The sequence below is a fragment of the Streptomyces marianii genome (assembly GCF_005795905.1).
GTDB lineage: Bacteria > Actinomycetota > Actinomycetes > Streptomycetales > Streptomycetaceae > Streptomyces > Streptomyces marianii.
In genome coordinates, this window is record NZ_VAWE01000001.1 from 3,056,580 (window position 1) to 3,071,106 (window position 14,527).

Below are 14,527 nucleotides of genomic sequence, written 5' to 3' on the forward strand. Positions count from 1 at the left end.
TGCTCGTCCCGCGTCGCCCGGTACGGTCCGGGGGCGGCCCCGGTGTACCGCCGACCCCCGTCGCGCAGGCCCGGTCAGGTGCCGCTCAGGATGTCGGCGAAGTCGACGCCGGAGCCGTAGTAGAAGCTCATGACGATGAGGATCATGGTCGCGGGGAGCATGACCATCGTGACCACGAGCGTCGTCTTGGGGACGGCCTTGGAGGCGGCGCGCCTGGCGTTCTGCGCGTCCGTCCGCCGCATGTCCGTCGCGATCTGGATGAGCGTGTCGACGATGGGGGCGCCGAGCTCCTCTCCCTGCTGGAGCGCGGTGACGAACATCGACACCTGCTCGGACGAGTTCCGCTTGCGCAGTTGCTCGAACGCCTCGCGCCGGCTGACGCCCATGTCCATCTGGCGCAGGGTGATCCGCAGTTCGTCGGCCCACGGGCCCTTGTACTTCTCGGCGACCCGCTCCAGCGCCTGCCGGAAGCCGAGTCCCGCGGAGACGACGACGGCGAGCACGTCGAGGAAGTCGGGCAGGGTGCGTTCGATGTCGTTGCGGCGACGGCGGATGGCGGCGCGCAGGACGACATCGGTCCAGACGAGTCCGTACACCAGCGCGAGCAGGCCGATGACCGCCTGCCCGCGCAGGACGAGGGAGAAGGCGGCGGCCGCGCCGAGCATGCCGTAGACGGCGCGGCGGGCGGCGTAGCGGTCGACGGTCATACCGCCGGGGTTGCCCGCCATGTCGAGCCTGCGGCGCAGGGCGTCGACGCGCTTCGACCCCATCATGGAGAGCACGGTCGGGGCGAAGCGCATGCCCATGCGGTCGATTCCGGAACCGACCGCGGTGGTGCGGGTCGAGCCGACCTCGAGTGCCACCGCGAGGTCGCCGGGCAGTTTGGCGTCGGCCCGGTACATCCGGATGCCGTGGAAGGCCCCGTACACCGCGAGGCCGACGACGGCCGCCAGCAGAAGTCCCATGGCTAGTACCCCTGTTCCCTTCGTCCGTTCCTCAGACCCGGATCCGGGACATACGGCGGATGAGGAAGAAGCCGACGGCGTACATGCCGAAGGCGATGACGACGGCGAACTGGCCGACGACCGAGGCGGTCATCTTGTCCAGGGCGCCCGGACGTATGGCGTTGATCATCAGCAGGAAGCTGAGGCCGAGGAGCGGAACGGCGAGCGCGGTCACCTTCACCTGCGAGAGCAGGGTCGTGACCTCGCGCCGGGTCTCCTTGCGTTCCTCCAGCGTCTCGGTCAGGTTGCGCAGCGAGCTGACGACCTGGCCGCCCGCCCGGTTGGAAAGGACGAGGGTCGTGACGAGGACGACCAGCTCGCGGGAGGGCAGTCGCTCGGCGAGCTCGCCCAGGGCGTCGTCCAGGGTGTGGCCCACGGCGAGCTGGTCGGCGACGCGCATCAGCTCCTCGCCGGCCGGGTTGTCCAACTCCTCGGCGGCCATGGCGAGCGCGGTACGCATGGCGAGTCCGGCGTGGGTGGCGTTGGCGAGGACGCGGGTGAATTCGGGGAGCTGGTTGATGAACGCCTCGGTCCGCTTGGCACGCTGCCAGTTGAGGAAGGCGTTGGCGCCCCAGAGGCCGATGACGGCGGCCAGGATGCCGAAGAACGGTGCGAAGACGGCCCCGACGGTGAAGTAGACGGCGAGCAGGGCACCGATCACGTAGACGACGTACTCGCCCGGGGTGAGGTCCAGGCCGGTCGTGGCGATCTTGTGCTCGATCCGCTTGCCGAGTCCGGTGCCGCGCAGCCGCCGGTCCACCCCGCGGAACCGGCGCTGCCGGCCCGCGGGTAGGGCGATCTGCCCGGTCTGGGACATCCGGTCGACGAGCGCCTGGCGCTGGGCCTTGCCCGCGGAGTAGACGTGCACGCCGATGACGCCGAGGACGCAGGCGAGCAGGGTGACGCCGATCGTCAGGAGCGGGAGATTAGCCACGGGCTGTACCTTCTGTCGCGGTCGGGGACGGCACAGGGCTCGTGCGGCGTGCCTGGCTCGGCGGGTGCGCCGGGCCCGGAAGCGTCAGGCCCGGCGGATACGTCAAGCCCGGTGAAAGCGTCAGGCCCAGCGGACACGTCAAACCCGGTGAAAGCGTCAGGCCCAGCGGACACGTCAAACCCGGTGAAAGCGTCAGGCCCAGCGGACACGTCAAGCCCGGTGGAAGCGTCAGGCCCAGCGGACACGTCAAGCCCGGTGGATACGTCAAGCCCGGTGGAAGCGTCGGGCCGAGCGGATGCATCAGGCTCGGGGAACTCATGCGACCGCCCCGCGCAGCGTGAGCTGGTCCTCCGAGTCGGCGACGCCGAAGGCCGGTGGGATCGGCTCGTTCTTCATGTACAGCCGCTCGGCGACCCGTCGCGGCAGCGGCAGGTACTCGAACGAACCGTGGACCAGACCGTCGGCGGACATCGGCCGGGCGTTGAACCGGCAGACCGAGACGATGCGGTACTCCTCCCGGCCGTGGGAGTCCAGGATGGCGATCTCGGTGATCCTGCGGGAGCCGTCGGCGTGCCGGGTGAGCTGGACGATCACGTCGACCGCGCTGTTGATCTGGTCCTTGATCGCCACGAACGGGACCTCGATCTCGGACATGGAGCCCAGGGTCTGCAGCCGCATCAGCGCGTCCTCCGCGCTGTTGGCGTGGACGGTGGCGAGGGAGCCGTCGTGACCCGTCGACATTGCCTGGAGCATGTCAAGCGTTTCGCCGCCGCGGACCTCGCCGACGATGATGCGGTCCGGGCGCATGCGCAGCGAGTTGCGGACCAGGTCACGGATGGTGATCCGCCCCTTGCCCTCGACGTTGGGGGGCCGGCTCTCCAGCGTGATCACATGGTTCTGCTGGAGCTGGAGTTCCGCCGAGTCCTCGATGGTGACGATCCGCTCCCCGTCGGGGATGAGCCCCGACAACGCGTTGAGCAGCGTGGTCTTGCCCGTGCCGGTCGCCCCGGAGACGATCACGTTGAACTTCGCCCGGACGAGGCCCGACAGCAACATCGTCATCTGGTCGTCGAGGGAACCGAGCTCGATCATCTCGCGGAGTGTGAACGCGCGGGGGAAGCGCCGGATCGTGAGGATCGGGCCGCTGAGCGACAGCGGCGGAATGATCACGTTGACGCGCTCCCCGCTGGGCAGCCGCGCGTCCACCATCGGATTGGCCTCGTCCACGCGGCGGTTGACGGTCGAGACGATGCGCTCGATGGTCTGCATCAGCTGTTCGTTCGAGCTGAACCTCATGGGCAGCAGTTCCAGCCGGCCGCGGCGCTCGACGAAGACCTGCTCGGGTCCGTTCACCATGATCTCGCTGATGGAGGCGTCCTCCAGCAGGGGTTCCAGGATGCCCAGGCCGAGGGCTTCGTCCACGACCCGGCGGATCAGCTGCGAACGCTCGACCGAGGACAGCACCGGCCCCTCGCGGCTGATGATGTGGCCCAGCACGCGCTCCAGCCGCGCGCGCCGCTCGGCGGCCTGCAGCGTGGACATCTCCGCGAGGTCGATCTCCTCCAGGAGCTTGGCGCGGTAGATCCCGACGAGCCGGCTGTCCGACCCCTGCCCGGGGCCCGGTTCGGGATTGCTCATGCGCGCCCGAAGGCTCATAGGTGCTCGACTCCTTCGAAGGGTTGACCGACGGCGTGCCCGGTGGCGCCGGAGGGCGGTGGGTCAGCGGTCGGTGACGGGCATGGTCGCGGAACGGGTGGCCCGGTCGAACGCGAACACGGGGATGAGGGAGGGGATCTCGACGTACGCGGTGGCGGTCACCTCGTCACCGGCCATGCTGACGTCGACGTCCGTCCCGTCGGCCAGCCAGTCGCTCATCGCCGCCTTCCCCGCCTGCACTCCGCTCCCGTTGTCGATCGACGCGGTCCGCGCCGCCGCCCGTGCCGCCGTTCCCGCCTGCTGGACCGCGTACACGGCGATGCCGAGTTGGATCGCGGCGAGTGCGACCAGCAGCAGGATCGGGATCCAGCCGAGGTACTCGATCGCGGTCTGCCCCCGGTCGCGGCGCCCGTGTGCACCGAACCGCCGTCCACGGGTGTGTTTCTGCATGGTCAGCCCTCCCACACGGCGGATGCCCGCCCGGGTGCGGTGAACGAGAAGTCGATGAATCCGGGGTAGAGGACCGGGACGACGACGTTGACCTCCACGTCGTACAGGTCTCCACCGCCCGGCGGACAGCTGATCTCGGCCTCCCAGGAGTCCGGCAGGTTCTTCCGCGCCGCCCGCTCGCACGCCTGGGCCGCGCCCCAGTCCGCCGCCGCGCCCGCCCGGGCGCCCTCGTCCGCCGAGTTCCCCGCGAGCGAGAACGAGTACCCGACGAGGGCCGCCTGCCAGAGCAGGACCAGCGTCGCCAGGACGATCGGCACCATCCCGGTGAACTCCACCGCGGTCTGCCCGCGGTCGTCCCCCACCACGGTCCGGCTCCGAAGGGCACGCCTCCGGGCGGCCGGCCCGGTACCCATGTGCCTCCGGCCCGTCACCCGACCCCCGACGGTCCGCACACCGGCGCGACGCCGGTCGGCGGGACGCCCGTCGGTAACCCTCCGGTCCGTGCCTGCCACGATGTGCATCGCTTCAACTCGCCCCCTCGGTCTCCGGCCCCTCAGGACCTTCTCCGGATGCCCAGGGCACCCCGGTCGCTCCTCAACTTTCCCTGTTTCTGCGGTGCTTCATTCGCCTTCACCAGCCCCAGCTCCCCCGCCAGTCCCCACAGCGCCTGCTTGACGGTGGACTTGGCCTCGAGGTCCTGCATCCGGCCGGCGTCCACGAGGGCCTGCAGTTCCTTGAAGTTGGCGGGGATGACGACCCGGGAGACCCGGGTGGAGGTGATCCGCTCGACGAGCGGGGGCTGTATCTCCGTGTTGCGCACATAGCGGTTGACGACGGTCACGGTCTCCTCCGCCTTGCGGATCTGGAGCCTGTCCCAGAGCCTGACCATGCGCTTGGCCGCGCGTACGCTGACCACGTCCGGTGTCGTGACGAGCAGCGTCGTGTCGGCCATCTCGATCGCCGCCGCGTTGGCGCCGTTCATATGGCTGCCGCAGTCGACGACCACGACCTCGTAGCGGTTCCGCAGGGCGCTGACGATCTGGCGCACCGAGCGCTCGGTGACCTCCTCACCGCGCTCGCCCTCGCCGGGGGCGAGCAGCAGCCCGACCCCGGTCTCGTGGGCGTAGACCGCGTCCTGCAGGACGCGCGGCGAGATGTCCTGGATGCCCGCGAGGTCGACGATCGAGCGCCGGAACTGGACGTCCAGGTACGAGGCGACGTCGCCCGACTGCAGATCGAGGTCGGCGAGGGCGACGGTCATCCCGCCGGCCCTTGCGGCGAGGGCGAGCTGGACGGCGGTGAGCGTGGTACCGACGCCGCCCTTGGCGCCGCTGACGGTGACGACCGTACCGCCGGGGCCGGTGAACACATCACCGCCGGAGCCCAGATGGCGCCGTACGCCGACCGACCACGCGGCCGCCGCCTGCACTCGCTGGACGAGTTCCTCGTAGGAGAGGGGCAGGCCCACCAGGCCGCGGGCACCGGAGTCCATCGCGGCCGAGTACAGGCCGGGGCTCGCGTCGGCGGTGACCAGGATGACCCCGACCGCGGGGAAGCGCAGGGCCACCTCCCGGATCAGTTCGAGTGCGGGCACCGGGCCGACCCGCTCGTGGACCAGGACGACCTCCGGGAGCTCGTCCACGGACTCCGCGGCGAGCCGCGCCAGGGTGTCGATCAGCGATGTAGAGTCACCGACCGGCGCCGCCGGCTCCGCTTCCGGGAGCTGGCTGAGCAGGGTGGTGATGGACCGGGCGGCGTCGGCGTCACCGACGGCCGGGAGGATTCTGGTCGTCATCCGTCTCTCACTTGTCCCCTTCGAGGGTGTAGGTACCCTCCCCCGGGCGCAGTTGGGTCGAACCACCGTCCGCGAGCAGCGCCAGCCGCACGTTCACGGCGAACGACTCGGCGTATGCGACGCGCTGGACGTCCTTGGTGTTGAGCGCGAAGGTGATCGGGACTGCCTCGCGCAGCGCGCCCCGTCTGTCGTCCCCCTTGGGCTCGAGCGCGGTGAGCCGGCCGACGTCGATGACCCGGGCGTTGGGAACGATGACGCGGGACTGCGCCTTCGCACCCCCCTGGTCGTCGGCGGCGAAGGTGGCGTAGATGTTGACGGAGTCGCCGGCCCTGATCTTGCCCGCCACGCCCGTCGCGGCGTCGATCATGATGGCTATCTCCTGCTCGTCGCGGTCGAGGGCCGGGCGCTTGACGAACATGTCGTCCTGGAGCAGCGAGCCCTTCTTGAGCTGGGTGACGGCCACCTTCCCGTCGACGACCGAGACGTCGGTCACCGCGTTCTCGGAGAGCCAGCGCTTCGGCATGGTGATCTTCTCGAACTGGTTCGGCTGAAGTGCCTGGTACGGGGCGACGTCGGACTTGACCCGGTACGCGGCGACCTCGGGCCCGACCTTGGAATTCACGTCGCTGATCACCGAGAGCACACCGGCGAACGCGCCGAAGGCACACAGGACCGAGAGGAGCAGCAGGATGACGCCGCGGCGTTGGCGTGAATTCATGAGCGGGGCAACCTCGATGGAAGACGTGGGCTGATGAGCGGACTGGTACGTGCGGTGGGGCGCGCATACGGCGGAGCCGCCATCGGTCCGCGCCCACCGCACCGGCGGCGCATTACGACCCGTGGTGCATCGGTGTTCCTTCGCCTAGGACACGCGTGGGATGCGTTCGGTTCTCGGCCGGGGGGAGTGGGGCCGAACAGAAGCCGCAGCGGTCACCGATGAGTTCGATGCCGCACCAGGTGCACACCTCCCGCCGTACCGAGGAAACCAGCTGGTAGATCACGGAGATGTCGGGGAGGAAGGCGGCGAATTCGATCATCCGTGGGGTGCCCCACCATCTCGGGGAATCGGCCGGCAGCGCGGTCTCCTGGATTCCCTGGACCTGCCATGCGGGCGCCAGCGTCGCATTCACCCATTCCGACTGCAGCTGCCCTCTCGCCACCAGAAGCCGGGTGGCGAACTCGGGTCCGGTCAGCTCTCCGTGGCCGATTCTGACCAGCTGTGGACCGGGGTTGGCCACGACACCGAACTGCGAGCCGGGGACCCACGACTTGGCGTGGGACTTGAGGCTCACGGGGACGCGGTCGAGCTTGGCGACCGAGTTGAGCAGGGCGCCCGCGTGGATGTAGTGGGAGAGCAGCCGGGCGGCGGAGGCGACCACTCCGGCACTGAAGTCGCAGACGGACAGCTGGCGCAGCTGCCGGACCAGCACGGACACCCCGAGCGGCGGCAGATCGAGCTTCAGCAGCGCGATCCGGTCGCTCTCCAGGACCGAGCGGACCGTGTGCAGTCTGCGCTCGTGGGCGGCGGGGATGGAGGCGGGGTAGAGGGCGATCACATAGCCGTTCTGCTCCACCAGGACCTGCATGTCGGCGAGAGCCGCGTCCAGCGGCTGGGTGTCCGGCGCGTGCAGCAGCGCGGCGGTGGGCGTATGGGTGTCCGTCGGCGGCAGCACCAGGTCGGCGCTGGTCACAGCAATCGCGGTCGGCACGCTGATTCCCCGTTCGGCTCCGGACGCCGCAGCGGCGGCGACCGCAGTTCCCCTGCTCTTCGTGCTTCTCCTGCATCAGCACTTTATCCACGTCCAACAGGTTCAGAGAACAGCTTTCGGAACCCGGTGACCCGACCCTCACGCAATGCTCACCGCTCAAAGCGGACGAAGCCGCCAGAGGTTAACTCCTGTATCAGCGAGGGGATTTCAGGAATCGTTTCCTCGCAATCGGGGACCTCGGCGCTTCGCGTCCCGCGCCGCTCGTCGCCACATGTCCCGTGCCCCGCGCTCCGATCGGCCCGGCCGGGGCCCAACTCACCGTCTGGGCCCGGAATGGGGCCCCAGGGCCCACGCCCCTGGCGCCCGGCATCCGTACCGTCCGATTCCGGTCGGTGAGAGCAGCGGTCCTGCGGCCGGGGGCCTGAGGTCAGTGGGTCGGCGGGGCGAAGGGGCCGTCCGCGAGCCGGAGGGTCAGAGGGCCCGTGGGCCGCAAGGTCCGTGGGCCGCAAAGCCAGTGAGCCGGAAGGCCAGTGAGCCGGAAGGTCCGTGAGCCACAAAGCCAGTGAGCCCCAAGGCCATTGAGCCGGAAGGTCCGTGAGCCGCAAAGCCAGTGGGCCCCCAGGCCAGTGAGCCGCAAAGCCAGTGGGCCGCAAAGCCAGTGGGCCCCAAGGCCACTGAGCCACAAGGCCAGTGAGCCGCAAGGACGGAGAGGCCGTCCGCGAGCCGGAGGGTCAGAGGGCCCGCGGGCCGCAAAGCCAGTGAGCCGGAGGGGGAAGGGCATGCGACGGGAAAGGCACATGACTCCGCCGCGCAGACGCGGCCGGGGCCCGCGCGACCGGGGCGCGGCCGCCTCGGAGTACGTGGGGGCGATCGTCGTCTCCGCCGCTGTGGTCGGGGCCCTTGTCGGCACGGGCGTCGACAGGACCATCGCCGACACGCTGCGCTGTCTCGTCACCTTCGGCGGATCCTGCGGTACTCCGGGAGGGGACGATGCGGCCCCCAGGACCGACGCCGGCTACGAACCCGCGCTCTGCCAGATCTCCTCGGTCAGCGACAAGGCCGGCGCCAAGGGGAAGCTGCTGTTCATCGAGTGGGGCGAGGAGTACGGCTTCCAGCAGCAGACGTTCCGGTCGAAGACGGACGTCAACAGGGACGGCACGGTCGACGAGAACGACCAGCAGGTGCTGATGACCTTCACGGACGCCGCCTCCATCGCCGCCAAGAAGGACTGGAAGCCGGGCGCCAAGGTCGGGCGGTTCGGCTCGGACAAGGTCGAGCTGGGCGCCGGGATCAAGGTCACCAACGGGGACACCTGGGTGTTCGACAGCGAGGCGGAGGCGAAGGCGTTCCGCGACGACCTCGAGAGCCTGAAGACGTACGAGCTGGCCAACCGGCACTCCAACGCCCGGGGCGGCGGTCTGGGCAACAGCATCCTCTATCTCTTCGGCAAGGGCCCCATGGCCGAGGAGGAGAGGCTGCGCGACCGGATCGACGAGCAGCCGGGCGACCGGCACATCAGCCACGGCAAGGTCGGCATCGAGGCGAGCGCCGCGGGCGGCCTGAAGCTGTCGCCCGGCGACGAGAGGAGGCTGAGCGCCACACTGGGCGGGAACTTCAGGTTCTCCCCCGAGGCGACGTGGACCGACAACGACTTCAAGGGCACCAAGTCCTACACCTACAGCGCGTCTATCGAGTACGGCACGAAGGTCGGGTACGAGGCCGGGCCCCTCGGCGGTGAGGCATCCGCGTCCACCACGCAGACCGGGACCATCACCGTCACCCACGACAAGGAGACCGGTGAGCTGCTGCGCATCGACATGACGCGCACGGTCGAGAAGGGCGCCACGAAGGACGGGGTGAAGATCGGCGGCGACAACGGCCGGGACGGCGACGACAAGCGCGGCGGAAGCGGTTCGGTCAAGGGCACCGACCAGGAGACGGGCATCGAGGTCATCACCGACTCGATCGTCATCCCACCCGGAGCCGAAGGGGCGAAGCAGCGCGCGGTCGCGCAGCAGTGGCTGGACGGGAACGGCCGGTACGCGGCGCCGTTCCGCTACATGTTCGACCATCACGCCCCGACGACGCGGCCGGGCGCGGACGACCCGTTCGGACAGCTGCTCTTCGACGAGGGTCTGTCGAGCCGCACGACGTACACGGGTCTGACCGACGCGGCGGAGTACGGCTTCGAACTGAACCTGGGACTGAGTCTGGGCTTCTCGGTCTCGACGGAGACGAAGGAGGAGATCCTCGATGACGCGGAGTTCCTGGGGGCGCCGCAGGGAGGCAGCCGGAGCTACGTCCCGTACAGCTACTGTGCGAACTGATCACGGCGGCAGGAGCACCGAGGCCATGGGCACACAGGGCATGGGCGGCAGGCCCGGCGCCGGCATGGGCGGGCGGGCCGGACACACGACCGAGCGGGCCGAGGGTACGCCGGCCGTGGCCGCGCGCGCCCCCGGCGGCGCGCGACGAGTCGGCCTGCGGCTGGTCGCGGCCGTCGCCCTGCTGGCCCTCGCCGGGTGCGGATCGGACCAGGCAGCGTCGGTCGCTCCGAAGGGGTGGGGGACGCTGGAGACGCCGTCCGTCACGGTCGCGCATCCCCCCGCGTTCAAGGAGCAGGGCGAGGCCGAGCGCAGCAGGTTCAACGCCGCCGCGGCGACACTGACCGAGGACGGCCGGGCGGTCGGCACGATCACGGTGCAGCTCGGCTTCACCGAGGCCGACTCGGCGGAGGAGGCGGCGATCGGTGCCGAGGCGGGGATCGCCCTCGGTTCAACGCTCAAGGGTCAGAAGGAGATCACCGTCGCGGGTCCGGAGGGCCGGCGCGAGGCACGGCGGATCGACTTCGAGTTCACCAGAGGGCCGGACCGGGTCCGGGGTGTGATCGTCGCGGGACTGGACACGGCCAGGAAGGCGTACGCCGTGCGTGTCGACGCGGTGAAGGGACGGCTCGGCGACGACGATCTGAAGAAGATCGTCGAGTCGGTCGCGGTCAGGTAGGTCCGGCAGGACCGGTGTCCGGCGCACCGAGCGGTGGGCTGCTGACGGGAGGCGGAGGACGATGACGAGGTACGGTTCCACCGGGGCGTCCGCCCGGGAGGACGAGGGGCCCGGAGCTGCGCTGTTCGCGCTGGCACGGGCCTGGGCGGCCGGGGTCGTCGTCCTGCTCTTCACGGAGTACGTGCAGGCGACGGTGGTCTACGAGCACGTGGCGACCGCCGCGCGGATGGGGACGTTCGGCGGACGGCTGCTGCTGGTCCATCTGCCGAACGCGCTGTGCGTCGCGCTCGCCGTCTGGGCGGCGGCGCGGATCCACCGTGCTCCCTTCCGGGACTCGGTGCCGCGGCATCTGACGGCGGCGCTCGCCGTGCCGGTCGCGGCCCAGCTGCTGAACATGGGGCTGCAGTGGGAGCGGCTGTCCGTCGAGGGGCTGCTGATGTCGAACGCCGTACTGGTACTGGGGTGTGTCGCGGGTTGTGCGGCGGACCGGCTGCAGGAGGACGCCTGAGGGGCGGTCGGAGGTCGGAGGGATGGGCCCGGTCCTGTGGGGACCGGGCCGCTTTCGTATACGGGGTTCCGCCAGAGGCCTTGACAACCTGATTGGTCTGGACCAACTTGGGGCCAGCGGTGGCCACCGTTCCGTACCTCCTCCCCAACTCCCCCACGGAGGCAGCAAAGTGGACCGCACCACACGCAGACGCAGATGGCTCGGCGGAGTGCTGGCGCTGGCCGTCGGCGCCGGGCTCGGGCTGACCGGTGGGGCCGGCACAGCGCTGGCCGCCGACGTCAACAACGCCAGGAACGCCGGGTTCGAGTCGGGACTCACGAACTGGACGTGCTCCGGCGGGAGCGGAGCCGTGGTGTCGTCGCCGGTCCACGGCGGGGCCTCGGCGCTCAGGGGCACGCCCTCCGGACAGGACAACGCGAAGTGCTCGCAGACCGTGTCCGTGAAGCCCGACTCGACGTACCGGCTCAGCGCCTGGGTGCAGGGCTCGTACGTGTACCTGGGCGCGAGCGGGACGGGAACGACCGACGTGTCGGTCTGGACGCCGGGCGGCTCGGGCTGGTCCCAGCTGAGCACCACGTTCACGACGGGCTCGGCCACCACGTCCGTGACGGTGTACACCCACGGCTGGTACGGGCAGCCGGCCTACTTCGCCGACGACGTCTCGGTGTTCGGGCCCGACGGGGGCGGCGGCGGTGACCCCGACCCGGTGGTGCCCCCGGCTCCGGGCGGGCTCACCGCGGGTGCGGTGACCTCGTCCTCCGTGGCGCTGAGCTGGTCCGGCTCGTCCGGCGCGACCGGCTACCACGTGTACCGGAACGGCACCAGGGTCCAGTCGGTCACCGGAACCTCGACCACGGTGACCGGGCTGGCCGCCTCGACGTCCTACCAGTTCCGGGTGTCCGCCGCGAACGCCGCCGGAGAGTCGGCGAAGTCGGCGCCGGTGACCGCGACGACCTCGGGCGGCGGCGACCCGGGCAACCCCTCGGTGCCGAAGCACGCGGTGACCGGCTACTGGCAGAACTTCGACAACGGCGCGACCGCGCAGAAGCTGCGGGACGTGCCGTCGCAGTACGACATCATCGCGGTCTCGTTCGCCGACTCGACCGCGACCGCCGGCCAGATCGTGTTCAACCTCGACCCGGCCGTCGGTTACGGATCCGTGGACGAGTTCAAGAGCGACATCGCCGCCAAGAAGAGCGCCGGGAAGTCGGTCATCCTCTCCGTCGGCGGTGAACGCGGCAACGTCACCATCAACAGCGACGCGTCCGCGACGGCCTTCGCCGACAGCGCGTACGCCCTGATGCAGAGCTACGGCTTCAGCGGGATCGACATCGACCTCGAGCACGGCATCAACTCGGCGTATCTGACGAAGGCCCTGCGCCAACTGTCGACGAAGGCGGGCTCCTCGCTGGTCCTGACGATGGCTCCGCAGACCATCGACATGCAGAACACCGGGACGGAGTACTTCAGGACCGCCCTCGCCGTGAAGGACATCCTCACCGTCGTCAACATGCAGTACTACAACAGCGGTTCGATGCTCGGCTGCGACCAGAAGGTCTACTCCCAGGGTTCGGTCGACTTCCTCACCGCGCTCGCCTGCATCCAGCTCGAGGGCGGCCTCGACCCGTCCCAGGTGGGGATCGGCGTTCCGGCCTCCACCCGGGGTGCCGGGAGCGGCTACGTCGACCCGCAGATCGTGAAGAACGCGCTGGACTGCCTCACCCGGGGCACCAACTGCGGCTCGTTCAAGCCCTCGCGGGCGTACCCCACCCTGCGCGGTGCGATGACCTGGTCGACGAACTGGGACGCGACGGCCGGCAACGCCTGGTCCAACGCGGTCGGACCGCACGTGCACAACCTGCCCTGACCACGGGCGCGGCCGCGGACACCACACGCGGTCCTCCCGTCCACGCCGTCCTCCCCGTCCTCCCCGGACAGGCAGCGCCACCGCCCCACCGGTGGCGCTGCCGCCGTCCGGGCGTTCAGTACACCGGTCCGCCGTACGTCATGCCCCGCCAGTAAGACGCCACCCTCACCAGGGGAGTTCACGCACCTGCTGCACGCACAGCACGACGAAGAGCAGCCCCGCCACACCCAGCATCGCGTTGCTCAGCATGCCGTTGCGCCACTCCCGCGGGGTGCGCGAGGAGTTGAGCAGCCACACCAGGGTCAGCGCCAGGAACGGCATGAAGAACGCCCCGATCACTCCGTACACGATGACGAGACCGAACGGCTGGTCCAGGAACAGCAGCGAGATCGGCGGGAAGGTGAGCCACAGCAGATAGGCGCGGAACGCCGGCGACTTCTCGCGCGGTGTCCCGGCCGGCGCGAGCCTCGGCCGATAGTGGGCGACGAAGTCCGCGAACAGCAGGCTGACGCCGTGCCAGACGCCGATCAGCGAGGTGAACGACGTGGCGAAGAAGCCGACGAGGAAGAGTTTGGCCGTGGCGGCGCCGTAGCGGTCCTCCAGGATCGTGCCGAGGTCCAGCAGGCCCTTGTCCCCCTTGGTGATCGCGATCCCCGAGGAGTGCAGCAGCTCGGCGCCGACGAAGAGCATCGCGACGACGAAGATCCCCGTGGTGAGGTAGGCGACGCGGTTGTCGAGCCGCATGACCTTCATCCAGCCGGTGTTGTTCCAGCCCTTGGCGTTGACCCAGTAGCCGTACGCGGCGAGCGTGATGGTGCCGCCGACGCCGCCGATCAGACCGAGCGTGTAGACGAGGGAGCCCTCCGGGAGGACGGGCACGAGCCCGGCGAACGCGTCGCCCAGGTTCGGCGCGACACGTACCGCCAGATAGACCGTGACCAGGAACATCACGCCCACCAGGACCGTCATGACCTTCTCGAAGACGGCGTACCGGTTGAACCAGACGAAGACGAGCCCGACGAGGCCGCAGAGGATGCCCCACCACTTGAGGCCCATCGCGTCGGGGAAGAGCGCACCGAGCGGCAGCGCGCTGGAGGACATCGCGGCCGCTCCGTAGACGAAGCCCCAGACGACGACGTAACCGACGAAGTAGACCGTGGTCCAGCGGCCGAGGCTGCGCCAGCCGTCGAAGAGGGTGCGGCCGGTGGCGAGGTGCCAGCGCCCCGCCGCCTCCGCGAGTGAGATCTTCACCAGGCAGCCGACGACCGCGGCCCACAGGAGCGCGTAGCCGAACTTGCTGCCCGCGATCAGGGTGGCGACGAGGTCCCCCGCGCCGACGCCGGTCGCTGCGACGACGATGCCCGGACCGATGTGACGCCAACTCGCCTGGCGCATCACCGGGGCAGCCGCCCGTCCTTCTCGGTCTTCCGTCATGTCCGCCATGCGTGTGGTCCTGCCTTCCCGTTCGTGCCGTGCGTCCCGTGCCTCGGTCAACCGGTGTCCGACGTGTGCTATTGACCGGGGCATGCCATACCCCGACCATGTGCCCGACACACCAGAACCACCGTCAGCACATCCGCACGTCGCATCCAGCCACCCCC

The 14,527-nt window shown here is 70.0% G+C and carries 13 protein-coding genes; 4 read left to right on the plus strand and 9 right to left on the minus strand.

Translation table 11 applies throughout. The features are described 5' to 3' along the window. Positions 1–74: 74 nt before the first annotated feature. From FEF34_RS13600 to FEF34_RS13640, 8 genes are all read right to left on the minus strand, one after another. Positions 75–965 (minus strand): DUF5936 domain-containing protein, encoded by an 891-nt coding sequence (locus tag FEF34_RS13600; RefSeq protein WP_138053433.1) that lies wholly within the window; start codon positions 963–965, stop codon positions 75–77. Between the two features lie 31 nt (positions 966–996). Beyond that, positions 997–1,938 (minus strand): type II secretion system F family protein, encoded by a 942-nt coding sequence (locus FEF34_RS13605; RefSeq protein WP_138053434.1) that lies wholly within the window; start codon positions 1,936–1,938, stop codon positions 997–999. A gap of 315 nt (positions 1,939–2,253) precedes the next feature. Further along, positions 2,254–3,594, minus strand: a complete 1,341-nt coding sequence (locus tag FEF34_RS13615; RefSeq protein ID WP_138053436.1) for a CpaF family protein — start codon at positions 3,592–3,594, stop codon at positions 2,254–2,256. 63 nt (positions 3,595–3,657) lie between these two features. Further along, entirely contained in the window at positions 3,658–4,044 is a 387-nt protein-coding gene (locus tag FEF34_RS13620) for a TadE/TadG family type IV pilus assembly protein (protein ID WP_138053437.1), read from the minus strand. A 2-nt stretch (positions 4,045–4,046) separates the two neighbouring features. Continuing rightward, a complete protein-coding gene (locus tag FEF34_RS13625; protein WP_234042387.1) occupies positions 4,047–4,409 on the minus strand; it encodes a TadE/TadG family type IV pilus assembly protein in 363 nt (120 codons plus the stop codon). A 188-nt stretch (positions 4,410–4,597) separates the two neighbouring features. Further along, on the minus strand, positions 4,598–5,839 hold the full coding sequence (locus FEF34_RS13630) for an AAA family ATPase (protein WP_138053438.1): 1,242 nt from the start codon (positions 5,837–5,839) through the stop codon (positions 4,598–4,600). A 7-nt stretch (positions 5,840–5,846) separates the two neighbouring features. After that, positions 5,847–6,557, minus strand: coding sequence for a Flp pilus assembly protein CpaB (gene cpaB, locus FEF34_RS13635; RefSeq protein WP_138053439.1), 711 nt, complete (start codon positions 6,555–6,557; stop codon positions 5,847–5,849). Between the two features lie 112 nt (positions 6,558–6,669). Next, on the minus strand, positions 6,670–7,530 hold the full coding sequence (locus tag FEF34_RS13640; RefSeq protein ID WP_138057465.1) for a hypothetical protein: 861 nt from the start codon (positions 7,528–7,530) through the stop codon (positions 6,670–6,672). Positions 7,531–8,327: 797 nt separating this feature from the next. Here FEF34_RS13640 and FEF34_RS13645 point away from each other — a divergent pair. The 4 genes from FEF34_RS13645 (at position 8,328) to FEF34_RS13660 (ending at position 12,926) form a co-directional block, all read left to right on the plus strand. Beyond that, on the plus strand, positions 8,328–9,875 hold the full coding sequence (locus tag FEF34_RS13645) for a hypothetical protein (protein WP_234042388.1): 1,548 nt from the start codon (positions 8,328–8,330) through the stop codon (positions 9,873–9,875). Between the two features lie 25 nt (positions 9,876–9,900). Then, positions 9,901–10,551, plus strand: a complete 651-nt coding sequence (locus FEF34_RS13650; protein ID WP_234042389.1) for a hypothetical protein — start codon at positions 9,901–9,903, stop codon at positions 10,549–10,551. Between the two features lie 61 nt (positions 10,552–10,612). Continuing rightward, on the plus strand, positions 10,613–11,059 hold the full coding sequence (locus FEF34_RS13655) for a hypothetical protein (RefSeq protein WP_138053440.1): 447 nt from the start codon (positions 10,613–10,615) through the stop codon (positions 11,057–11,059). Between the two features lie 169 nt (positions 11,060–11,228). Continuing rightward, a complete protein-coding gene (locus FEF34_RS13660; protein WP_138053441.1) occupies positions 11,229–12,926 on the plus strand; it encodes a chitinase in 1,698 nt (565 codons plus the stop codon). 165 nt (positions 12,927–13,091) lie between these two features. Here FEF34_RS13660 and FEF34_RS13665 read toward each other — a convergent pair whose 3' ends face one another. Continuing rightward, positions 13,092–14,369 (minus strand): Nramp family divalent metal transporter, encoded by a 1,278-nt coding sequence (locus FEF34_RS13665; protein WP_138053442.1) that lies wholly within the window; start codon positions 14,367–14,369, stop codon positions 13,092–13,094. Positions 14,370–14,527 lie beyond the last annotated feature (158 nt).